Here is a 22,355-nt window from a genome sequence, read left to right on the forward strand (position 1 = left end):
GTTCCGTAACAGGCCGGCCCGGGCCGCCGGCGCTGCCGCACGACCGGGCCCCGCCGCCCGCGTCGACAACCTGTCGCGGTTTACCCCCGTCCAGGGAACAAGACGCCGATGTCGCTTCCGCATCGCGGACATTTACCCTCACCGGCATGACCCCTCAGCCCAGCCCCGAAGCCGGCGCCGCAGTGAAGGCCGCGGACCGTGCGCACGTGTTCCACTCCTGGTCCGCCCAGGACCTCATCGACCCGCTCGCCGTCGCCGGCGCCGAGGGGTCGTACTTCTGGGACTACGACGGCACGCGGTACCTGGACTTCACCAGCGGGCTCGTCTACACGAACATCGGCTACCAGCACCCCAAGGTCGTCGCGGCGATCCAGGAGCAGGCCGCGAGGATGACGACCTTCGCGCCCGCCTTCGCCATCGAGGCGCGCTCGGAGGCGGCCCGGCTGATCGCCGAGCGGACCCCCGGCGACCTGAACAAGATCTTCTTCACCAACGGCGGCGCGGACGCCGTCGAGCACGCGGTGCGCATGGCCCGGCTGCACACGGGCCGCCCGAAGGTACTCTCGGCCTACCGCTCGTACCACGGCGGCACCCAGCAGGCGATCAACCTCACCGGCGACCCGCGCCGCTGGGCCTCCGACGGCGCCGCCGCCGGTGTCGTCCACTTCTGGGCGCCGTTCCTCTACCGTTCCCGCTTCTACGCCGAGACCGAGGAGCAGGAGTGTGCCCGGGCGCTGGAGCACCTGGAGACGACGATCGCCTTCGAGGGTCCGGCGACGATCGCCGCGATCGTCCTGGAGACCGTCCCCGGCACCGCCGGGATCATGGTCCCGCCGCCCGGCTATCTGGCCGGCGTCCGTGAGCTGTGCGACAAGTACGGCATCGTCTTCGTCCTGGACGAGGTCATGGCCGGGTTCGGCCGGACCGGCGAGTGGTTCGCGGCCGATCTGTCCGGTGTGATCCCCGACCTGATGACCTTCGCCAAGGGCGTGAACTCGGGCTACGTCCCGCTCGGCGGCGTCGCCGTCTCGGGCGAGATCGCGGAGACCTTCGGCAAGCGGCCGTACCCCGGCGGGCTCACCTACTCCGGCCACCCTCTGGCCTGCGCCGCCGCCGTCGCCACGATCAACGTGATGGCGCAGGAGGGCGTCGTCGAGAACGCCAGGCGGCTCGGCGAGAGCGTCGTCGGCCCGGCCCTCGCCGAGCTGGCCGCGCGGCACCCGAGCATCGGCGAGGTGCGCGGTGTCGGCATGTTCTGGGCGCTGGAACTGGTGCGGAACCGGGAGACCCGCGAGCCGCTGGTGCCGTACAACGCGACCGGCGAGGCGAACGCCCCGATGGCCGCGTTCGCGGCGGCCGCCAAGAAGCACGGCGTGTGGCCCTTCGTGAACATGAACCGCACGCACGTCGTCCCGCCGTGCAACGTGTCCGAGGCCGAGCTGAAGGAGGGCCTGGCAGCGCTCGACGCCGCGCTGACCGTGGCGGACGAGTACACCGTGTGACGACCGCCGCACGGCGTCACCGAGGGTGCCGGGGCCGAGCCTGCCGCCGGGCCCGTCCGAACGCGTAAGGTGACGTGCTCGTAAGCAAGAGGGCCCGCGGGAATCGCGAGTCCGTACGAGTACGTCCCCCGGACGTGTGAGGAGAGGCACGGACCATGCCCGGCAACGGCACCGTGACGCGCAGCACCCTGCGCCAGCAGATCGCGGACGCGCTCCGTGACGAGGTGCTGGCGGGACGGCTGCGCCCGGGCCGGGCGTTCACCGTCAAGGAGATCGCCGACCAGTACGGCGTCTCCGCCACCCCTGTCCGCGAGGCGCTGGTCGACCTGTCCGCGCAGGGCATCCTGGAGGCCGACCAGCACCGCGGCTTCCGGGTGCCCGAGTACTCGGTCACCGACTACCGGAACATGATCGAGGCCCGCAGTCTGGTCACCGACGGCATGTTCCAGGCCCTCACCTCCGGCCACCCCGCCTTCCGGACCTCGCCGGAGGACCCGCGCACGGCCGCGGCCCTGGCCACCGTGCGCCGCCGCGGCGAGGAGGCCCAGCGGGCCGCGGCCGCCGGCGACCTCACCATCCTGATCGGCTACGACCTCCGGTTCTGGCGCGAGCTGAGCGCCCTGTTCGGCAACCCCTACCTCGGCGACTTCCTGCACCGCCTGCGCGTGCAGTCCTGGGTCTGCGCCGTGCAGTACCTGCTGCGCCTGCCCGACCTGCGCGGCCGGCTCTGGGCCGGGCACACCGAGCTGGTCGACGCGCTGGCCCGGCGCGAGGCCGAGGCCGCCCGCGCGATCATCGCCACCGCCAACGCCCACTCGCTGGCGCTGCTGGAACACCTGTCGGGCGGGTAGACGACCGATACGGCCCGTACGGGGGAGCCGTCCCGAGGCCGCACCGACTACCCTGCCCTGACCGACCGCTGCCGTGCGTGACCACGCGCCTGCCGATGCGAGGAGCCCTCTTTTGGCCTGTGACCTGTGGCTGGTACCGCTCGTGGACGTGTTGTGCCACACCCCGGACAACCCCTTCGCCGAGGAACTCGCGCAGTACAACAAGGCGCTGGCCGAGGCCGGCCTGCCGCCGGTGCCGGTGTACCAGTACATGCCGGGCCTGTCCGGTGACGTCGCCCCGGTCGCCGGCTTCGACTACGACGCCCTGCACTTCCTGCGCCGGGCGTACCTGCTCCAGGTCTGCGGGCTGCCGGTGACCCCGGTGGACGAACTGGGCGGCGACTACGAGCAGTTGCTGGAGATGTTCGAGTCCACGGCCCAGCAGTCCCACCTGGTCTGGCACTACGACCACGCGGGCGCGTACGTCCCGGTGGACTTCCCGCACCCGCTGTCGAACGACGAACTCCTCGCGGGCGGCGGCCCGTTGGGCTCAGCGCAGACGCTGCTCCGGGAACTGCAGTACGTCGCCCCGGCCATCGGCATCGACCCGGCGAACCCGCCGGCGGCCCCGGCCGCTCCGACGGCCCCCACCGAACTGGAGGAGCCGGCCGTCCCGGCGCCGTACGACCCCAGCCCCTTCGCCCGCGAACGCCACGTGTGGCTCGGCCTGCACGCGGCGGCGACGCGGTCCCTGGCCCAGGGCTCGATGATCGTGTTCAGCTGAGCTGCGGCCCCGCCCCCCGCCACCCCCGCGCGCGGCAGGGCCTGCGGGGACGCCTGCCGGTCACCTCTGCCGCGGGGGTGGGCCGCTCTCGTCGCCCACGCGGTTCCCGGCGACCGACAGGCAGGGTGACGTCAGGTGCAGGCGTCCGCCGGCTCCCCGGCCGTCTCCGGCGTGCCCGGCTGCGTCTCGCCCAGCTTCGCGGCGAGGTCCTCGGCGTTCCGGCCGACGAGTTCGTCACGGAGGCCGAAGTTCGGGTCGGCCGAGGGCAGGGCCGATTCCTCGGCGGCGGGTGCCGTCCGCGTCCGGCCCTCGAACTCGCCCTGTCCGAGGACGCCCTGATCGTAGGGGATGGTGGATTCGTCGCCGAGTCCGCGCCATTGGCCCGGGACCGGGTCGTCCCCGGGCGGACACTGCGGCGCCTGCCACTGCAGGGCCATGACGTAGCTGTGCCCGGGCTCGATGCGCGGCTCGTGTGCGCCGGACATCTCGATCCGCTCGCCGTCCTCGTCCTGGTGCCAGCCGAAGGCGTTCCAGTCGAACGCCGCCGGCGGCTCGTGGGCCGGCTTCTCCTTGGACCAGAGGATCTTGTCGACGCGCAGCCTGACTTTGCGCATGACCGGGCCCGAGTCGCCCACGGGGTTGTCGGGGTCGTCGGCGTCCGGCTCGATCGCCGAGTCGTCCAGGGCCGTGACGACCACCGCGTAGTCCGCGTACGTCACCCAGTCCCGGGCGGTCCGGGACGGGTGACGGTCGTTGCCCTCCGCGAGGATGACCCCCTTGTCCTGCGCGTGCGTGTCCCCGGCGGGGCGGCTGTGCGCCACGGCGGCCAGGGCGCACACGCTCACGGCGAGTGCGGCTCCCGCACCGATCGCCGCCGTACGTGTTCTTCTGCTCATCCGGGCCCCCGTCAGTACACGCTGTTGATGTTGCGCCGGTTGTTGTCGCCGAGCCCTTCCGAGCCGACGTTCTTCTTCATGCAGCCCAGACGGGAGTCCTGCATCCCCACCACGGGAGAGGCGTCCTCGCCGTGCACGAAGCCGACGGCGTGCCCGGTCTCGTGGCAGACCAGGCCGGAGGACCAGTGGCCCGGCTCGATCTTCACGTACTGCTGGTCGCACTTGTACATGCCCGGGGCGGCGTTCTCGCAGTAGGTGTAGCCGTTGTCGCTGCCGGAGACCGTCCCCTCGCTGTAGTAGATGTCCGTCTCGGAGTCGCCCGACCAGGATGGGGTCGAGTCGTAGCTGACGGAGAAGTCGGTGGAGCCGTACTCGTGGGAGAGCACGGACCGGACGGTGGCCTTGTCGTCGGACTCCAGCGCGTTGCTGCCGCCGGAGTCCATGTAGTAGGTGAGCTGCGCGTTGTCGGTCTGGCAGAGGATGCCCTTACGGCAGGGCGTGTCGTAGTGGCTGGTCGGGATGATGTTGTCAATGGTCCGCGCCGCTTCGACGTCGGAGCCGTCCGTGGGGACGTCGTCCGCGGGGCTGGGCTGGGCCGTGGCGAGCAGGGCCCCGAAGGCGAGGGCGATCACGCCGGCTGCCCGGCCGGCGTGGCGCAGTGAGGCACGCGTCAAGGTTCCCCCGTGTTTGAAAGTTGCCAGGTGCATGTCCATTGCGCACCACAGGGGCCACTTACGCAACACACATTCACATGCGGAACAGGTATCAACTCTTCCACGGCGAAGGGCAGTTGACCTTTCCCGCCGCGTGCAGCGCCTTCTTGATCCGGTCCCGCTCGAGCCGCAGCCCCTCGCCCCTGAAGACACCGGGCTCCACGCCGTCGCGTTCGGGTACGGCGATAAGCAGGTGCTGCCCGGCCTTTACGGCGCGCCGGGCGTCCGTCGCACCCGGGTCGACGACGTCGAGGGTGACCCGGCGCTGCCCCCGGGCCGGTTTCAGCCACTGGGTGGCATCGAGCGTCACCGAAATGCGCCCCTTGCGTCCCGGGGAGGCGGCCACCGACGCCACGTCGCCGACGACCATCGTCGTCGAGCAGGCGACCCACTCGGGGGCGGACTGGCCACGGTCCCCCCGGGCCGGTCCGCCGCCGCCACAGGCGACGAGGGCCGACGCCGCTACGGCCATTCCCACGGCTGCGCTTCTGATACGGGTCACCGGAACGCTCTCCTCCCTGGTCCTGCGGCACAGCGCGCACCGCACCACTCCGACGCAGCAGGCCGGTCGAACGTTCAGTCGTCCTGCGGCGGTCGCCCGGGAGGGCGGTTCGGTCAGCCGGCCGCCCTACGGGCGCAGGCCGGGGACCCGGCCGATGAGTCTGATCTCCGGGGGCCACAGCACCCCGCTCGCCAGGAGCAGGGCGGGGCCGAGGTGCACGGGGCACACGAGCAGCGGCGGCTTGTTGTGCCGGACGACCTCGAAGACCGCCGGGTCGGAGCAGTCCGTGCCGCCGGCCTGGTGGCCCTCACCGCCGTACGGCCCCCGGCACAGCGCGCTCCGGTGGACGCCCATACGTCCATTGTCCACCGGGCACGACGACGGACCGCCCGCCGTCGCGCCCGGGGAGGGCGGACGGCGGGCGGTGCCGCGGGGTGCCTACAGGAACGAGTTGATCTCGATCGTCTCGTCCCGGCCCGGGCCCACGCCGATCGCGGAGATCGGGGCGCCGGACATCTCCTCCAGCGCCTTCACGTAGTTCTGGGCGTTCTTCGGCAGGTCGGAGAAGGACTTCGCCTTGCTGATGTCCTCGGACCAGCCGGGCAGCGTCTCGTAGACCGGCTTCGCGTGGTGGAAGTCGGTCTGGGAGTACGGGAGCTCCTCGACGCGCTTGCCGTCGATCTCGTAGGCCACACAGACCGGGATCTGCTCCCAGCCGGTCAGCACGTCCAGCTTGGTGAGGAAGAAGTCGGTCAGGCCGTTCACACGGGTCGCGTAGCGGGCGATGACGGCGTCGAACCAGCCGCAGCGGCGGTCACGGCCCGTGGTCACGCCCCGCTCGCCGCCGATGCGGCGCAGCGCCTCGCCGTCCTCGTCGAACAGCTCGGTCGGGAACGGACCGGCGCCGACGCGGGTCGTGTAGGCCTTGAGGATGCCGATGACACGGCTGATCTTCGTCGGGCCCACGCCGGCGCCGGTGCACGCGCCGCCCGCGGTCGGGTTCGAGGAGGTCACGAAGGGGTACGTGCCGTGGTCGATGTCCAGCAGCGTGCCCTGGCCGCCCTCGAAGAGCACGACCTTGTCGTCCTCCAGGGCCTGGTTGAGGATCAGGACCGTGTCGGCGACGTACGGCTTGATCTGCTCGGCGTAGCCCAGCAGCTCCTCGACCACCTGGTCGGCGGTGATGGCCCGCCGGTTGTAGAGCTTGGTGAGGACCTGGTTCTTGACGTCGAGGGCCGCCTCCACCTTCTGGTGCAGGATCGACTCGTCGTACAGGTCCTGGACCCGGATGCCGACGCGGTTGATCTTGTCCGCGTAGGTCGGGCCGATGCCGCGGCCGGTCGTACCGATCTTGCGCTTGCCGAGGAAGCGTTCCGTCACCTTGTCGACGGTCACGTTGTACGGCGTGATGATGTGCGCGTTTCCGCTGATCAGGAGCTTGGACGTGTCGACGCCACGCTCGTTCAGACCGCTCAGCTCGGAGAGCAGGACCGACGGGTCGACGACGACGCCGTTACCGATGACCGGCGTACAGCCGGGGGACAGGATTCCGGAAGGGAGAAGGTGCAGGGCGTACTTCTGATCGCCGACGACCACCGTGTGGCCGGCGTTGTTACCGCCCTGGTAACGCACCACATAGTCGACGGAGCCGCCGAGCAGGTCCGTCGCCTTTCCCTTGCCTTCGTCACCCCACTGAGCACCGAGCAGCACAAGTGCGGGCACGCGCGTACACCCCTTCCGGGCGGGGCATGTCCAAGGTCGGGGGCGTGGGCGTAAGGTTCACCGCCGCGTACCACCGCGACCGCCTTTGGTCGCACAACCGTCGGACCGGATGCCCCGGAATAGACGAAGCCCCTGGCGCAATAGCGCAAGGGGCTCTTGCACAAAGATGCTACCCGAGGAAGCGAGGCAGGACCGAGGTGGCGACTTTCGCGACGTCCGATCAGCTGCTGGTGATCATCGATCCGGCGGCACGGCAGACGGACGGAGAGTCCGTACGAATCGCGAAAGACGTGCTCAGCGCGGGTGCGGCGGCCAAGCTGTGCCTCCCTGAGGGACCGGAGGAATTCGCCCGCGCATTGGACCGCAGGGGGTCCCGGCGGCCGGTCGTGATCGGTGACGGCCGGGCCCTGGTCCGCGCCGTCACCCTGCTGCACCGGCAGCGGGAGCTGGCCGGGTGCGCGCTGTCGGTGGTGCCGGTGGGGGACACCGCGCTCGCGGAGTCGCTCGGGGTGCCCGGCGGGGCGGTGGCGGCGGCGCGGGCGGTCCTGGACGGTGCCGAGCGGCGCCTGGACCTGCTGGTCGACGACAGCGACGGGGTGGTGCTGGGGGCGCTGGGCATTCCACCGGCGCCGGGGCGTGCGGTCGCCGCCCGGCCCGTGCCGATCGCCTCGGGCCGGCCCTGGTACCGCTCCCTGGTCCGCACCCTGGCCTCCCGTCCCGCCCGGCTGCCCGCCGTGCCCTCCCCGTGCGCGGCCCGGCTGCGGGTGGAGGTCGACGGGCGGACGGTGGTCGATCTGGACCAGCCGGTGGTGACGGTGTCGGTGACGCCGGGCACGGACGGGGTGGCCTCGGTGGAGGTACGGCCGCTGTCGGTGGGCGCGGAGGCGACCCCGCTGCTGGCCTCCGGCCGCTCGGTGACGGTCACCGGGGCGGACTTCCGCTACCGGGCGGACGCGGCGGTCTCCGGCCCGGTGCGCAGACGGACCTGGCGGGTGGCGGAGGGGGCCTGGGGGCTCGTCCTGCCCGCCGGCCGATGACCCGCACATCCCGCCTAAAGGTCTGGTGACAAATATTTAACCTGGCCGACCCCTTCCCGAGGGCACCCTTCGTCCACCATCCTGCTCCATCAGTACGTATGGACGGGACACGGAGGGGGCCACCCCATGGCTGTGGACGAGGGCGTCGCCCCGGCGACCGAGAGCGGCGACGACACAACGGTTCACCGGCTGAAACCCAATGCCGTAGGACTGCTGGGCGTGGTGTTCATGGCGGTCGCCACCGCCGCGCCGATCACCGCGATGACCGGCAACGTGCCCTTCATGGTGTCGTCCGGCAATGGCGTCGGGGCACCCGCGAGCTATCTCGTGGCAATGGTCGTACTGGCAATCTTTTCCGTGGGTTTCACGTCGATGGCGAAGCACATCACGTCCACGGGCGCCTTCTACGGATTCATCTCGTACGGGCTCGGCCGCACCGTCGGCCTCGCCTCCGGTCTGCTCGCGACCTTCGCCTACGCCGTCTTCGAACCGGCGCTGATCGGGATCTTCTCCACCTTCGCCACCACCACCCTCAAGGACCAGACGGGTGTGCACGTGCCCTGGTGGGCCTTCGCCGTGCTGATGCTGGCGATCAATGCCACCGGCACCTGGTTCGGGGTCAGCGTCGCCGAGAAGCTGCTGGTGGCGCTGCTCGCGACCGAGGTCACCGTGCTGGCGGCCATGGCGGTGTCCGTCGCCCTGCACGGGGGCGGGCCGCACGGGTTCACCTTCGCACCGGTCGACCCGGTCAACGCCTTCAAGGGCACCTCCGCGGGACTCGGGCTCTTCTTCGCCTTCTGGTCCTGGGTCGGCTTCGAGTCGACGGCGATGTACGGCGAGGAGTCCCGCGACCCGAAGAAGATCATCCCGAAGGCGACGATGATCAGCGTGCTGGGCGTCGGCGTCTTCTACGTCCTCGTCTCCTGGATGGCCATCACCGGCAACGGCGAGGCGGAGGCCGTGCGGGCCGCGTCCTCCGCCAACCCGCTCGCGATGTTCTTCGGCCCCACCGAGCGCTACGTCGGCCACTGGGCGGTCGACGTCATGCAGTGGCTGATGATCAGCGGCTCACTGGCCTGCGGCATGGCCTTCCACAACTGCGCCGCCCGCTATCTGTACGCGCTGGGGCGGGAGGGCGTCCTGCCGTCGCTCCGCGGCACCATCGGCCGCACCCACGCCCGGCACGGCTCCCCGCACATCGCCGGGCTGGTGCAGACGGCCGTCAGCGCGGTGCTGATCGGCGCGTTCTGGGCCGCGGGCAAGGATCCCTACACCGGTACGTACGTCCTGCTCGCCATCCTCGGCACCATGGCGATCCTCGTCGTCCAGGCCGTGTGCTCCTTCGCGGTGCTGGTGTACTTCCGCTCCCACCACCCCGAGAGCCGGCACTGGTTCCGCACCTTCACCGCACCGCTCGTCGGCGGTGTCGCGATGCTCGCCGTGGTCGTGCTGCTGGTGTCCAACATGGGGGCGGCGGCCGGGCCGGAGTCGGGCTCGCTGGTGCTGAAGGCGACCCCGTGGCTGGTGGCACTGGTGGCGGCCACCGGCATCGGCTGTGCCCAGTACCTCAAGCGCCGCTCCCCCGACCGCTACGCCCTGCTGGGCCGGACGGTCCTGGAGGAGACAAAGGAAAGATGACGCTCCGCCGCGCGGCGGGATGCCTGGCGTCAGTCCGCGTAGGGCTTCAGATCCTCGGTGTCGAGTTCGATGCCGACGGGGTCGGGGAGGGTGATCGTGCCGCCGAGTCTGGCCACATGGACGTCCCGGTACCCGACCTCCAGGTCCGGATTGCTGTGCACGAGGATCGAGAGATTCTCACGGTCGATCAGCAGGTGTACGGGGATACCTGCTTCGGCGTAAGCCCGTGGCTTCTCGACTCGATCACGACTGTGGGTGTCCGAATCGTGCGATGTGATCTCGACCGTCATCAGTACGCCTTGAGGATCCGCCCAGTTGCCCTTTCCCGTGAAGTGACCCGCCGGTGCAAGCACCCCGTCCGGCCTGGCGCGACCGTTGCGGTACGCCCCCACCTTCAACCCACGGTCCGGGTACAGGGTGAGCTCGGGCCGCGCGTGCTTGCACCGGAAGACCAACCACATCGTGATCTCGTCGTGGTTGCCGTTCGTCACCTTCTTGACCCCGATCCGTCCGTCGATGAACTCGAAACCGACGGTCTCGTCCTCACGAGCGGCGAACTCGGCGATCCGCTCGAACATGTCCACCGACATCTGAGATGACACGCGCTCTGCCATAACCGTCATGGTGCCTCCCTTCTCAGGCGGGCACCAGCGTGGCAAGGCCCCGACGGGAATCGGCCGAGAGCGTCCGGTGATCAGCCGAACGGGTGATCACCTCAGTTCGACCGGCAGACCCTCCAGGCCGCGGATCACGAAATTGGGCTTGCGGCGGGGGTCGGCGGCCGGGGTCAGGGTCGGGGCCCGTTCCAACAGGGCCGTCATCGAGGCCGCCAGCTCGATGCGGGCCAGCGGTGCTCCGATGCAGTAGTGGATGCCGGCGCTGAAGGAGATGTGCGGGTTGTCCTCGCGGGTGAGATCGAGCCGCCCGGGGTCCCGGAAGACTGCCGGGTCGTGGTTGGCGGAGCCGAAGAGCATGGCGATCTCCGCGCCCCGGGGGATCGTCGTACCGTCGATCTCGATGTCGTCCAGGACCCAGCGTTCGAAGAGCTGGAGCGGGGTGTCGTACCGCATCAGCTCCTCGATCGCGGAGGGGACCAGGGAGTGGTCGGCGCGCAGGGCCGCGAGCTGGCCGGGGTTGCGGAACAGGGCGTACCAGCCGTTCACCGTGGCGTTGACGGTCGCCTCGTGACCGGCGTTCAGGAGCAGCACCGCCGTGGAGATCATCTCCTGCTCCGTGAGGCGGTCCCCCTCGTCGTGCGCCGCGATCAGCCCGGAGATCAGGTCCTCCCCCGGCTCCTTGCGGCGCTCGGCGATCAGTTCGCGCAGATAGTCCGAGAACTCCACCGACGCCCGCACCGCCCGGGCCGCCGTGTCCTCGGACGGGTTCAGCTCGTACATCCCGCAGATGGCCGCCGACCACGGGCGCAGCGGCCCCCGGTCCGCCTCCGGGATGCCCAGCATCTCGGCGATCACGGCCACCGGCAGCGGTTCGGCCACGTCGGTCAGCAGATCACCGCCGCCGGCCTCCACCAGCTTGCCCACCAGCTCGTTCGCCAGGCCGTGCACATACGGCTTCAGCCGCTCCACCGTGCGCGGGGTGAACGCCTTCGACACCAGGCGCCGGATCCGGGTGTGGTCCGGCGGCTCCAGGTCGAGTATGCCGTGGTCGTTGAGGGTGTGGAACGGCTCGTGCGCCGGCGACGGCGCCGTCCGGCCGAACTCCTCGTGCGTGAACCGGTGCTGGTACGTCCGCCCGAGCCGGCGGTCCCGCAGCAGCGCCGAGACGTCCGCGTGGTGCGGGACCAGCCACTGGTCCGTCGGCTCGTACCGGACCACCCGTCCGCGCGCCCGCAGCCCGGCGTAGGCGGGGTACGGGTCCGCGAGGAACTCCGGGTCCCAGGGATCGAAAGCGAGGTCGATGGGGCCTGCCATGCGGGGACGCTAACCCGTACGCCCGCGTCTGACCAGGGGCGGGTTTCCGCGTCCTTCGGACTGCGGTCTTCAGGGTGCGATCTTGTCGGCGACCAGCCCGCGTCGAAGCCCGTACCGAGCCGGAACGGGCCCGTACCGACGTGCGGCGTGATCTCAATGTCCGTCCGTGATCCTTCTGGGAAGGTGACGTTGCCTCAGCCGGGCGTCACCAGGCGGGCCTCGTAGGCGAAGACCGCCGCCTGGGTGCGGTCGCGCAGGCCGAGTTTGACCAGGACGCGGCTCACGTGGGTTTTGATCGTCGACTCCGCGACGACCAGGCGGCCGGCGATCTCCGCGTTGGACAGGCCCTGCGCGATGAGGACCAGCACCTCCGTCTCCCGTTCCGTCAGCTCGCCGTACGCCGCCCGGGCCGCCGGCAGCAGGCGGGGCGTGTCCGCCAGCCGGGAGAACTCCGTGATCAGGCGCTTCGTGACCGAGGGCGCCAGGAGGGCCTCGCCCGCCGCCACCACCCGCACACCGTCGGCCAGTTGGCGTGCCGAGGCGTCCTTGAGGAGGAAGCCGGAGGCTCCCGCGCGCAGGGCCTGGTAGACGTACTCGTCGAGGTCGAACGTGGTCAGCACCAGCACCTTCGCCGTCTCGTCCGCGGCGACGATCTCCCGGGTCGCCTCGATCCCGTTCAGCTCCGGCATGCGGATGTCCATCAGGACGACGTCCGGGGCGAGTTCCCGCACCCGTTCGACCGCCTCCCGGCCGTTGACGGCCTCGCCGACGACCTCGATGCCCGGCATCGCGTTCAGCAGCACCGAGAAGCCCTCGCGGACCATCATCTGGTCGTCCGCGATCAGTACCCGGATCGTCATGCCTCGTCCTCGGTGCCCGTGGCCGTCGGCACCGGCAGGAACACCGTCACCTCATAGCCTCCCTCGGCCGTCGGGGCCGCCGTCATCTCGCCGTTCAGCATCGAGACGCGCTCCCGCATGCCCGTGACGCCGTGCCCGGCGCCGGGCGACGCCTTGATCAGGTGCGGGGCCGGCGGCGGCCCGTTGACCACGCGCAGGCCCAGACCGCCGAGGACGTAGCCGATCTCGACCCGGGCGCTCGCGCCCGGGGCGTGCCGCAGGGTGTTGCTCAGCGCCTCCTGCGCGATCCGGTACGCCGACAGCTCGACCCCCTGCGGCAGCTCCCGCACCGCCCCGGTCACCGCCTTCTCCACCTCCAGGCCGGCCCCGCGCACATTGGCGAGCAGGCCGTCCAGGTCGGCCAGGGTGGGCTGCGGGGCGTCCGGGGCCTCGTAGTTCTCCGCGCGGACCACCCCGAGCACCCGGCGCAGCTCGGTCAGGGCCGCCACCGCGTTCTCCCGGATGGTGGCGAACGCCTTCTCCAGCTCCGGCGGCGGATTCTCCACCCGGTACGGTGCGGCCTCGGCCTGGATCGCGACCACCGACATGTGGTGGGCGACCACGTCGTGCAGCTCCCGGGCGATCGTCGTGCGCTCCTCCAGCAGGGTGCGGCGCGACCGCTCGTGCTCGGTCACGGTCTGCTGGGCGGTCACCTCCTGCCGGGCCTCCCGGCGGGTGTGCCGGACGGTGACGGCCAGCAGGATCAGCGCCGAGAGGATGCTCATCGGCGCCGCGTCGGTGTCGTAGTGGTCCCCGCCGAACACGGTCACCGACCAGACGCCGTACAGCGTGGTCAGCAGCCACATCCAGGCGGCGGTGCGCGGCCGGGTGCGTATCGCCACGACCGTGAGCACCACCAGGTGGGAGACGAAGCTCCCCGGCAGCCACGGCCAGCTGGACCAGCTGTCACCGACCGCCGAGGTGACCGCCGTCGCCGCGAGTGACAGCCAGAACGCGCCGACCGGACGCGCCAGGGTCAGCAGCACCGGGACCAGCACGAGGAACGCGGACACCAGCTGGGTCGCCCTGCCCTCGGAGAGGCTGGCCGCCTCGGCGAGCACCGCCACCACGCCGGCGGCGGCCACCAGCGCGTGCGGGGTCCAGGACGCGTACTCCCGCGCGCGGCCGGTCAGATGGCGGGTGAGCGGGCCGTCGACGGCCATGCGGGGCATCGGGCGGTAGGCGAACGCGCCGTGGAACAGGTCCTGCCGCAGCCCCCGCAAGGCGTCGACGACCAGCCGGAACTCCGGGCTGCGCGGCCTGCCGGCCGCCTCCGGCGGGGTCGTCTGCGTGTGCGTCGTCTCGGTCACAGGGGCAACGGTAGGCGCGGGCGGGATCAGGGTCGTCCCCTTGGAGAGGGGTCCTGCGGGGTCCCCCTCAGGTACTACGGGCGGCGCGGGACCCCGGACGCGGGAGGGAGCCGGGGTCAGCGGCCGCCGGGGCGGACCAGGCCGGACTCGTAGGCGAAGACCGCCGCCTGGGTGCGGTCGCGCAGACCCAGTTTCACCAGGATCCGGCCCACGTGCGTCTTCACGGTCTGCTCGGCCACCACCAGCCGCCCGGCGATCTCCGCGTTCGACAGGCCCTGCGCTATCAGCGCCAGCACCTCCGTCTCCCGCTCCGTGAGATCGCCGACGCGCCGCTTGAGCGGGGCCCGGCCGCCGCCGTCCAGGCGGGAGAACTCCGCGATGAGGCGCCGGGTGATGCCCGGGGCCAGCAGGGCGTCGCCCGCGGCCACGACGCGCACCGCCTCGGCCAGCTGGTCCGCGGAGGCGTCCTTGAGCAGGAAGCCGGCGGCCCCCGCCCGCAGCGCCTCGTACACGTACTCGTCCAGGTCGAACGTGGTCAGCACCAGCACCCTGACGGCGGTGTGTTCCGCGGTGATCCGGCGGGTCGCCTCGATGCCGCCCAGCTCCGGCATCCGGATGTCCATCAGCACCACGTCCGGGGCCAGTTCCGCGGTCCGGGCGATCGCGTCCAGGCCGTCCACCGCCTGTCCGGCCACCTCGATGCCGGGCTGGGCGTTGAGCAGCACGGTGAAGCCCTGCCGGACCATCTGCTGGTCGTCGGCGATGAGTACGCGGATGCCGCCGCTGCCGCTCGTCATGGGGTCTTCGCTCCTGTCGGGGGGTGGTCGGGCGGGGGCGGGGTGAGGTCGCCGGGGAGGAACGCCGTGACGCTGAAGCCACCGCCCGCGGTGCCGTTCGCGACGAGCCGGCCGCCGAGCATCACCGCCCGCTCGCGCATGCCGAGCAGCCCGTGTCCGGCTCCCGGCGAGGGCGGGACGGGGTGCCGCGGCGGGGAGTTCTCCACCGTCAGGTGCAGCCCGTCCGGGAAGTGCCCGACCTCGACGCGCACCCGGGAGTCCGGCGCGTGCCGCAGGGCGTTGCTCAGCGCCTCCTGCACGATCCGGTACGCCGACAGCTCCACGCCCGGGGCGTACGGCCGCACCTCGCCCACGGCCTCGGCGGTCACGTCCAGCCCGGCCGCGCGGGTGTTCTCGATCAGCGCGTCGAGCCGGTCGAGGGTGGGCTGGGGGGCGTCCGGGGCCGCTCCGGTGCCAGGGGCTCCCAGCCCGTAGGGGTCCTCAGGGTTCTCGGAGCGCAGCACGCCGAGCACCCGGCGCAGCTCGGTGAGCGCCTCCAGCGCGTTGTCGCGGATGCCGGTGAGGTTCTCCAGCAGTTCCCCGGAGGGGTTCTCCACGAGGTGGGGGGCCACCTGGGCCTGGATGGAGATCACCGACATGTGGTGGGCGACCACGTCGTGCAGTTCCCGCGCGATACGGCTGCGCTCCTCCAGCAGGGTGCGGCGGTCGCGCTCCTCGGCGGTGAGGGTCGCCTGCTCGACGAGTTCGGCACGCGCCTCCCGCCGGCCGCGCAGGGCGAAGCCGAGCAGCACGACGACCGCGGACAGCACCACCGCGACGACACCGGTCGGGTCGTAGCGCAGCCCGCCCCACACGCCCTGCAGGAGGTAGGTGACCAGCGCGGTCAGGGCCAGCGCCTCGACCGACACCCGGGTGCGCCTGCGCAGCGCCAGCAGCAGCAGGACGAGCAGGTGCGCGATGATGCCGGCCGGGCTCCAGGGCCAGGTGAACGTGTGCCCGGTCGTGCCCATCCGCTCGTGGACCGCGACGGCGCCCACGACGGTGCCCGCCATGGACAGCCACCAGCCCGGGACGGGCCGCCTCAGCGCGAGGACGACAGCGCCGCCCTGCGCGAGACCGACCAGGAAGGCCGGCTCGGAGTCGACGTGCGCCTCGCCGGTGAGCTGCGCCACGGCACCAAAGGTGATCGCGAACGCGGCCACACACAGCAGACCGTGCGGCACCCGGCGCAGCCACCGGAAGGCGGGCAGCGGATCCACCTCGGCGTTCCACAGGTCGTCGCGCAGGACCCGCAGCCAGCGCCGGGCCCGGTCCCCGAGCGGCATGAACACCTGGCGGCCCCCCGTTCCCGTCACCCGGACCACCCTAGACAACACGGCGGGCCGCCCGCCCGGTGCCCGGGTCCGCGGTCCGGTGCACGCGCACCACCCGCGACCGCCCCCCGCCGGTGCCGCGGGTACCGCGGCGGCGCCCCTGTTCGGCGGAGCGGAACGCCGTCCGGCACACCGCCAGGACCAGGCCGAACACCGGCAGCCAGAGGAGCCGGGCCGCGACCCAGCCCGGGCCGTCGGGGAGGGTGTGCAGTCCGGGGAGGCGGCCGGCCGTGAGGGCGGTGGTCGTCGTGGCCATCAGGGCCGTCTGGTGCCAGAGGTAGATCGTCATGGCGGAGAGATTGACGAGGGTCACGGCCGCCCAGACGAGGGGGCGGGCCGCCGTACGGCGCAGCCGGTCGCGCAGCAGGAGCGCCAGGCCGCACTGGGCCAGTCCGAAGGTGACGGCCGCCAGCGTCGGCGGGTTCAGGTTGGAGACGGCGCTGCCGGGGACGCCGACCATGGACACCGGGTAGCCCGCGCAGCCGACGAGGAGCGCGGTGGCCGCCGTACCGCCGACGAGGAGGACCAGGGCCGAGCGGCGGCTGCGCAGTTCGCCCCGGGCCCAGGCCGCTCCCAGGGTGTAGGGGACCAGCCAGCCGGCGGCCAGATTGATCCAGCCGAGCCAGGACGGGCCGAGGTGCAGGCCGAAACGGAACAGGTCCACGTGGAGGACGACGGCGAGCGGCCAGAGCGGGTTGAGCCGGGCGACGAGCGGGGTGGCGGCGGTCAGCACGGCGAAGACCAGCAGGAACCACAGCGGGGACAGCGCGAGTTTCACCAGGGTGTGGACGGTCGCCAGGGGTGCGCCGGTGAGGAGCAGGGCGGTGGCGGTCACCGACCACAGGGCCACGAGCGCCGCGGCCGGGCGGAGCAGCCGGGCCAGCCGGGCCCGCAGCCAGCGGGCGTAGGAGTCGCCCCGCGTGCGGGCCGTGGCCAGGCCGCGGACCGCCACATGGCCGCCGACCAGGAAGAACACGGCCAGGGTCTGGAAGAGCCAGGAGACCGGGGCCAGCCGGGGCAGGTGCCGCAGCGGGCTGTCCGTGTGGAGGGCGCCGTCCTGCGCGACCAGGGCGGTGACCAGCCAGTGGCCGAGGACGACACCGAGGACCGCGAGGGCCCGCAGGGCGTCGACGGCACGGTCGCGGGAGGCGGGGGTGGCGGCGTCCACGCGATGGGCGCCCTGCCGGATCGCGTGCAGTGCGCGGCGCGGGGCGCGGGTGACCGGGGTCCGCTCAGGCACGGGTCACCTCCGACGGCTCGTCGAGGGTGATCCGGGCGAGGTTGGCGAGCGAGGCCGAGCCCGGGGTGAAGTAGCCGCTGTGGCCGGCGCCGGCCGCGTCGAAGACCCGGGCGCCGAAGGCGGCGGAGACGGGGTCGGCACCGAAGCCGACGGTGGTGCCGAAGAGGCCGGTACGGACGTGCGGGACGTGCCCGACCCAGTCGTCGCTGCCGCGGGCGGCCCATACGCGGGCGCGGGTGTGCAGGGCGGCGGCGCAGTCCGCTCCGCTGCCCGGGCTGCCGATCAGGGCGATGTCGTCCGCGGCCAGGCCGGGGGCGGCGCGGCCGCAGACCACGGAGCCGTAGGAGTGGCAGAGCAGGGAGACGTGGGCCGTGGCGGGGGCCGCGGCGCGCAGGTGGCGTACGAAGGCGCGCAGGCGGGGGGCGGCTTCGTCGGCGCGGGTGGTGGTGGTCACCGTGGTGCTGACCGTGGCCGGCGTCTCGTAGCCGAGCCAGGCGACGACGGCGACGGGGGTGCCGGGGGCGGCGCGGTGGGTGAGGTCCGCGTACAGGGACGCGGCGGTGCGGTGGAAACGGGCGTAGGTGTCCAGGGAGGTGTCCGAGCCGGGGACCAGCACCGCGATGTGGTGCGCGTGGGCGAGGTCGCCGAGGACCTCCGTGGCCCGGCCGGCGCCCCGGCCGTCGAAGGCGAGGAGGTGGCGGGACGGGGCGGCGAGGGCGCGGTCCGCGGCGGAGCGGTGCGGGGCGGCGTGTGCGGCGGCCATGTGGGCGGCCCGGGCGGCGTTGGCGCGGTTCGCCGCGTACACGGTGTGCAGGGTCGAGGAGGACAGAGTGGGAAGGGCGGGGGGTGGTGGGGCCGGGATCGGGGGGCGGGCGGCGCCGGCGAGGGGGACGACGACGGCGGCGGTGAGGAGGGCGGCGAGGAGGAGGCGGAGGGGGTGGCGCCGGGGGTGGGGGTGCGTCTGCGGGTGCGGGCCGGTGCGTGGATGTCCGGCCCTCGGCCGGATCCGGTCTCCCACCCGCACCACCCGTGCGGCTTTCGTCGTCGGGTGCGGGTGGCCCCCGCGGGGCGCGGCCGCCGCCGGAGGCCGGGACTGGGCGGTCTCGTTGAGTGGTGGGACTTGCCCCATGGTGGCTTCCTTTCGGTGGGCCCGGTCATCGGGCGTGTCCGAGAAGGAAGTTAGGAACGGGCGCCTGTCGTCGGCGTCCCGCCAGGGAGCTGTCCTGGCGCGTAGCTCTCAGGTACTACGGGTATCACCGGGCTCCGCCCGGGCGGCCGGACCCGGTTGCTCACCAGGCCAGTTGGGCGATCTCCTCGGCCACCACCGCGCAGGCGTCCGCCGCCGGGTCGATCAGCGGGAAGTGGCCGACGTCCTCCAGGAGCGTCAGCCCGACCATCTCCCCCGCCTTCGCCGCCGCCTCCGCGTACGCCTCGGCCACCTGATGCGGCACGTCCAGGTCGTCACGGCCCTGGACGAGGGTCGTGGCGATGCCCGTCGGCAGCAGCAGCGCGGGGTCCGCGTACGGCCGGCGTTCGGCGAAGCGGTCCTGCCCGCCGAGGAGTTGCAGGGACGCGTTCGCGCAGACGTCCAGCTTCTCCGCCACCACGAGGTCCGCGATCGGGGCGAGCGCCACGACACCGCGCAGCGGCGCCGGGCCGTCGGTGCGCCAGGGGGCGTCCACGGGCAGGACGTGCCGGGCCGCCGCCCACAGGGCCAGGTGACCGCCGGCCGAGTGGCCGGTCAGCACCGTACGGCGGGGATCCGCCTGCGGGAGCGCCTCACGGACCAGCGCCGGAAGGGCGTCCAGGGCCGCCGCGACGTCGTCGAAGGTGTCGGGCCAGCGCCCGGCGGGCGGTGTGCCGCCGGCGCCCCCGCAGCCGTCGGACTCCGGTCCCGCCTGCTGTCCCGGGATCAGCGGCTCGCCACCCCGTCTGTACTCGACGTTGGCCACCGCGAAGCCCCTGCGGGCCAGGTAGTCCGCGAACGGGGTGATGTGCCGGCGGTCGTAGCGGGCGCGCCACGCGCCGCCGTGCAGGACGACGACCAGCGGGGCGAAGGAGGCGGGGGCGGCGGACTCCGGGCCGGATCGGGGGGCGTAGAAGTCGATCACCTGGTCGGGGTGGTCACCGTACGCGGCGGTGGCATCGGGGTCGACCGGGGAGTGCGAGAAGGCCGACTCCTCTTCAGCGGCGGCGCGGGCAGCCGCGGCGTCGTCCGGCATGCTCCAACCTCTCAGCGAAGGAACGGGTTTGACGGACCAGGTGACGATTCGGCCGTTGGCGGGGACGGTATCAGGCCGGTGACGTGCGGGGACACGCGGATGTCACGCACGGTGAGGTCAGACGGTGCCGTGGGCCGCGGGGGCCGGTGCGGGGGCCGGGACGCCCGGCCCGGCTCCCCGGCCCCCGCACTCCCGCTAGAGCAGCTCGTCCCGCAGGATCCGGGCCGCCCGCTCCACGTCACGGAATCCCACGTACAGCGGGGTGAAGCCGAAGCGGAGGACGTCGGGACTGCGGAAGTCACCCACCACGCCCCGGGCGATCAGGCGCTTCATCACCTCGCCGGCGTCCGGGCAGCGCAGGGCGATCTGGCTGCCCCGCTCCTCGTGCCGTGCGGGGGTCAGGCACTCCACCCGGCCCGGCTCGGTGTACGCCTCGACGCACTCCAGGAAGAAGTCCGTCAGCGCGAGGGACTTGGCCCGCACGGCGTCGACGGACACCCCGTCCCAGACCTCCAGCGCCGCCTCCAGGGCCAGCAGGGAGAGGATGTCCGGCGTGCCGACCCGGCCGCGCAGGGCGCCCGGTGCCGGGGTGTAGGCGGGGGTCATGCCGAAGGGCTCGGCGTGGGAGTTCCAGCCGGGCAGCGGCGAGTCGAAGCGGTCCTGGTGCTCCCTGCGCACGTACAGGAACGCCGGCGAACCCGGGCCGCCGTTGAGGTACTTGTAGGTGCAGCCGACGGCGAGGTCGACGCCGTGCTCGTCCAGGCCGACCGGCAGGGCGCCCGCGCTGTGGCACAGGTCCCAGACCGCGAGGGCGCCGCGGGCCCGGATCGCGGCGGTGAGCGCCGGGAGGTCGTGCAGCCGGCCGGTGCGGTAGTCGACGTGGTTGAGCAGCACCGCGGCCGTGCGCTCGCCCAGCGCCTGAGGCACCTCGGCCGGGGTCACCGCGCGCAGGGTGCGGCCGGTGAGCCGGGCCGCCGACTCGGCGATGTAGCCGTCCGTGGGGAAGGTCGTCGCGTCCACCAGGATCTCGTCACGGCTCCCGTCCGCCATGCGGACCGCCGCCACGAGTGCCTTGAAGACGTTGACGCTCGTCGAGTCGCCGACGACGATCTGGCCGGGTGCCGCGCCCACCAACGGGGCGATCCGGTCGCCGATCCGCTCGGGCGCCGTCCACCAGCCGCTCTCGTCCCAGGAACGGATGCGCAGCTCGCCCCACTGGCGGCGGACGACGTCCGCCACCCGGTCGGGGACGTTCGCGGGGAGGGCGCCCAGGGAGTTGCCGTCCAGATAGACCACGTCGTCGAGGACGAAGCGCTCCCGCAGGGCCGCCAGCTCGTCCGCCTCGTCCAGTTTCCCGGCCTTCTCGGCCCGCAGGGTGGTCTCAGACATGGGACCTCGCCGTCCACAGCTCCGGGAAGACGTTCTTGCGGGCGCGCTTCTCCAGCCAGGCGACGCCGGCGGAGCCGCCCGTGCCGGCCTTCGCGCCCATCGCGCGCCGGGTGGCGACCAGGTGGTCGTTGCGCCAGCGCCACACCAGCTCGCCCACGTCCGTCAACGCCTCGCCGAGCCGGGCGAGTTCGTCGCTCTCGTCGCCGGCGTAGACCGCGGTCCAGGCGGCCTCCACCGCCTCCGCCGGCTCGTACCGCAGCGAGACGTCCCGCTGCAGCACGGACGCGGGGATGTCGTGGCCGCGGCGCGCGAGGAGCCGTACCACCTCGTCATACAGGCTGGGCTCGTGCAGTGCCTTCTCCAGTTCCGCGTGGACGCGCGGGGCGCCGCGGTGCGGCACCAGCATCGACGCGGATTTCTCCCCGAGCAGGAACTCCAGCCGCCGGTACATCGCCGACTGGAAGCCGGAGCCCTCGCCGAGCGCGCTCCGGTAGGCGTTGAACTGGGCCGGGGTGAGCTGGCCGAGCGGCTTCCACGAGGCGTTCAGCGCCTCCAGCTCCCGCACGGACCGCTTCAGCGCGGCGATCGCGGCCGGCACCCGGTCCGAGCGGAGCGCCTGCGCGGCCGTCTCCCACTCGTGCACGATCACCGTGAACCACAGCTCCATGACCTGGGTGGTCACCAGGAAGACCATCTCTCCGGGGTCGTCGGAGAGGGTGTGCTGGAGGTGGGTGAGCACGTCCGCCTTGACGTAGTCCTCGTACGGCGTCGTCCCCGCGAAGTCCAGGTTCGGGGTCTCGGGCTCAGCGGCCTCGAAAGGGGGGTGAGCCTGTTGGGACATCGCTGTCTCCTGTGTTGCTACGGGTAGCGGTCCGCCCCTGCCGATGCCGGCACGGGGGCCCCGGTCCCCACCCCGCATCCTCCGCAATGCCCCCGGATACGGCAAGGCCCGCCCGTCCGCGGACGGGCCGTTGCGGTGAAATCTCACACCCCGGCCGAGCGGGACCGAGGACGGACGCCGACGCACCGCCGGGGCCGTCACGAGCAGCGCGCGGCGGCTGTCGTCACCGGCCCGGCCCGCCTGTCGCCGGGCGGGCCGGGCCGGGGGGACAGCCCTCCGGGTCAGCCCAGGGTCTGGGCGGCCGTCGGGGAGGAGTCCTTCAGGAACTGCGCGCAGCGCTCGTACTCCGCCTGCTCGCCGATCGCCTGCGCGGCGCGGGCGAGGGCGTGCAGGGCGCGCAGGAAGCCGCGGTTCGGCTCGTGCTCCCACGGCACCGGGCCGTGGCCCTTCCAGCCGTTGCGGCGCAGGGCGTCCAGGCCCCGGTGGTAGCCCGTACGGGCATAGGCGTACGACTCCACGGCCGCGCCCCGCTCGAACGCCTCGTCGGCCAGCTGGGCCCAGGCGAGGGAGGAGGTGGGGTACTTGGCGGCGACGTCCGCCGGCGCCGTGCCCTGGGCGAGCAGCTCGCGGGGCTCCGGTTCGTCGGGGAGGTGGGTCGGGGGCGGACCGCCGAGGAGGTTCTCATGCATCGTCATGACTTCAGTCTGGCGCACGGCCCCACAACTCGAT

22 protein-coding genes are annotated in these 22,355 nt (G+C 72.7%); 5 read left to right on the forward strand and 17 right to left on the reverse strand.

Annotation, left to right across the window (positions count from 1 at the left end; translation table 11 throughout):
• Nucleotides 1–146: 146 nt before the first annotated feature.
• From FHS34_RS20395 to FHS34_RS20405, 3 genes are all read left to right on the forward strand, one after another.
• Complete coding sequence (locus tag FHS34_RS20395; RefSeq protein WP_184967457.1) at nt 147–1,502, forward strand: aspartate aminotransferase family protein; 1,356 nt, start codon at nt 147–149, stop codon at nt 1,500–1,502.
• 155 nt (nt 1,503–1,657) lie between these two features.
• The gene (locus FHS34_RS20400; RefSeq protein ID WP_184967459.1) at nt 1,658–2,353 is read left to right on the forward strand and encodes a GntR family transcriptional regulator; all 696 of its coding nucleotides are present in this window, start codon (nt 1,658–1,660) and stop codon (nt 2,351–2,353) included.
• Between the two features lie 112 nt (nt 2,354–2,465).
• Nucleotides 2,466–3,116, forward strand: coding sequence for a putative DNA-mimic protein (locus tag FHS34_RS20405; RefSeq protein WP_184967461.1), 651 nt, complete (start codon nt 2,466–2,468; stop codon nt 3,114–3,116).
• 131 nt (nt 3,117–3,247) lie between these two features.
• On the opposite strand, the gene FHS34_RS20410 is transcribed toward FHS34_RS20405, so the two are convergent.
• From FHS34_RS20410 to FHS34_RS20430, 5 genes are all read right to left on the reverse strand, one after another.
• Nucleotides 3,248–4,012 carry a hypothetical protein gene (locus tag FHS34_RS20410; RefSeq protein WP_184967463.1) on the reverse strand — a complete coding sequence of 255 codons (765 nt, stop codon included), beginning with the start codon at nt 4,010–4,012 and terminating at the stop codon, nt 3,248–3,250.
• A gap of 11 nt (nt 4,013–4,023) precedes the next feature.
• The gene (locus FHS34_RS20415) at nt 4,024–4,686 is read right to left on the reverse strand and encodes a hypothetical protein (protein ID WP_184967466.1); all 663 of its coding nucleotides are present in this window, start codon (nt 4,684–4,686) and stop codon (nt 4,024–4,026) included.
• 91 nt (nt 4,687–4,777) lie between these two features.
• Nucleotides 4,778–5,227, reverse strand: coding sequence for a hypothetical protein (locus FHS34_RS20420; protein WP_184967467.1), 450 nt, complete (start codon nt 5,225–5,227; stop codon nt 4,778–4,780).
• 126 nt (nt 5,228–5,353) lie between these two features.
• A complete protein-coding gene (locus FHS34_RS20425) occupies nt 5,354–5,581 on the reverse strand; it encodes a hypothetical protein (protein WP_184967469.1) in 228 nt (75 codons plus the stop codon).
• Between the two features lie 84 nt (nt 5,582–5,665).
• Entirely contained in the window at nt 5,666–6,949 is a 1,284-nt protein-coding gene (locus tag FHS34_RS20430) for an adenylosuccinate synthase (protein WP_184967471.1), read from the reverse strand.
• A 197-nt stretch (nt 6,950–7,146) separates the two neighbouring features.
• Between FHS34_RS20430 and FHS34_RS20435 the strand changes: the two genes are divergently transcribed.
• The gene (locus tag FHS34_RS20435; protein WP_184967473.1) at nt 7,147–7,986 is read left to right on the forward strand and encodes a diacylglycerol kinase family protein; all 840 of its coding nucleotides are present in this window, start codon (nt 7,147–7,149) and stop codon (nt 7,984–7,986) included.
• A gap of 126 nt (nt 7,987–8,112) precedes the next feature.
• Complete coding sequence (locus FHS34_RS20440) at nt 8,113–9,624, forward strand: APC family permease (RefSeq protein ID WP_184967475.1); 1,512 nt, start codon at nt 8,113–8,115, stop codon at nt 9,622–9,624.
• A 29-nt stretch (nt 9,625–9,653) separates the two neighbouring features.
• Here the strand turns inward: FHS34_RS20440 and FHS34_RS20445 are convergent, their stop codons facing one another.
• From FHS34_RS20445 to FHS34_RS20500, 12 genes are all read right to left on the reverse strand, one after another.
• A complete protein-coding gene (locus FHS34_RS20445; RefSeq protein ID WP_184967477.1) occupies nt 9,654–10,247 on the reverse strand; it encodes a Uma2 family endonuclease in 594 nt (197 codons plus the stop codon).
• 87 nt (nt 10,248–10,334) lie between these two features.
• Nucleotides 10,335–11,555 (reverse strand): cytochrome P450, encoded by a 1,221-nt coding sequence (locus FHS34_RS20450; RefSeq protein ID WP_184967479.1) that lies wholly within the window; start codon nt 11,553–11,555, stop codon nt 10,335–10,337.
• A gap of 194 nt (nt 11,556–11,749) precedes the next feature.
• A complete protein-coding gene (locus tag FHS34_RS20455; protein WP_184967481.1) occupies nt 11,750–12,415 on the reverse strand; it encodes a response regulator in 666 nt (221 codons plus the stop codon).
• Nucleotides 12,412–13,764, reverse strand: coding sequence for a sensor histidine kinase (locus FHS34_RS20460; protein ID WP_184967483.1), 1,353 nt, complete (start codon nt 13,762–13,764; stop codon nt 12,412–12,414). The genes FHS34_RS20455 and FHS34_RS20460 overlap by 4 nt, the downstream gene beginning before the upstream one ends.
• A gap of 116 nt (nt 13,765–13,880) precedes the next feature.
• Entirely contained in the window at nt 13,881–14,561 is a 681-nt protein-coding gene (locus FHS34_RS20465) for a response regulator (RefSeq protein WP_184967485.1), read from the reverse strand.
• Complete coding sequence (locus tag FHS34_RS20470) at nt 14,558–15,934, reverse strand: sensor histidine kinase (RefSeq protein WP_372478570.1); 1,377 nt, start codon at nt 15,932–15,934, stop codon at nt 14,558–14,560. The genes FHS34_RS20465 and FHS34_RS20470 overlap by 4 nt, the downstream gene beginning before the upstream one ends.
• Complete coding sequence (locus FHS34_RS20475) at nt 15,927–17,174, reverse strand: acyltransferase family protein (protein WP_225817462.1); 1,248 nt, start codon at nt 17,172–17,174, stop codon at nt 15,927–15,929. The genes FHS34_RS20470 and FHS34_RS20475 overlap by 8 nt, the downstream gene beginning before the upstream one ends.
• Nucleotides 17,167–18,303 carry an alpha/beta hydrolase gene (locus FHS34_RS20480; protein ID WP_184967487.1) on the reverse strand — a complete coding sequence of 379 codons (1,137 nt, stop codon included), beginning with the start codon at nt 18,301–18,303 and terminating at the stop codon, nt 17,167–17,169. The genes FHS34_RS20475 and FHS34_RS20480 overlap by 8 nt, the downstream gene beginning before the upstream one ends.
• Nucleotides 18,304–18,463: 160 nt before the next feature.
• Entirely contained in the window at nt 18,464–19,396 is a 933-nt protein-coding gene (locus tag FHS34_RS20485; RefSeq protein WP_184967489.1) for an alpha/beta hydrolase family protein, read from the reverse strand.
• Nucleotides 19,397–19,591: 195 nt separating this feature from the next.
• On the reverse strand, nt 19,592–20,785 hold the full coding sequence (kynU, locus tag FHS34_RS20490; RefSeq protein WP_184967491.1) for a kynureninase: 1,194 nt from the start codon (nt 20,783–20,785) through the stop codon (nt 19,592–19,594).
• Nucleotides 20,778–21,626, reverse strand: coding sequence for a tryptophan 2,3-dioxygenase family protein (locus tag FHS34_RS20495; protein ID WP_184967493.1), 849 nt, complete (start codon nt 21,624–21,626; stop codon nt 20,778–20,780). Before FHS34_RS20495 ends, kynU begins: the two co-directional genes overlap by 8 nt.
• A 281-nt stretch (nt 21,627–21,907) precedes the next feature.
• Entirely contained in the window at nt 21,908–22,321 is a 414-nt protein-coding gene (locus FHS34_RS20500) for a DUF3151 domain-containing protein (protein ID WP_184967495.1), read from the reverse strand.
• Nucleotides 22,322–22,355: the final 34 nt, after the last annotated feature.

The sequence above is a fragment of the Streptomyces echinatus genome (genome assembly GCF_014203595.1).
GTDB lineage: Bacteria > Actinomycetota > Actinomycetes > Streptomycetales > Streptomycetaceae > Streptomyces > Streptomyces echinatus.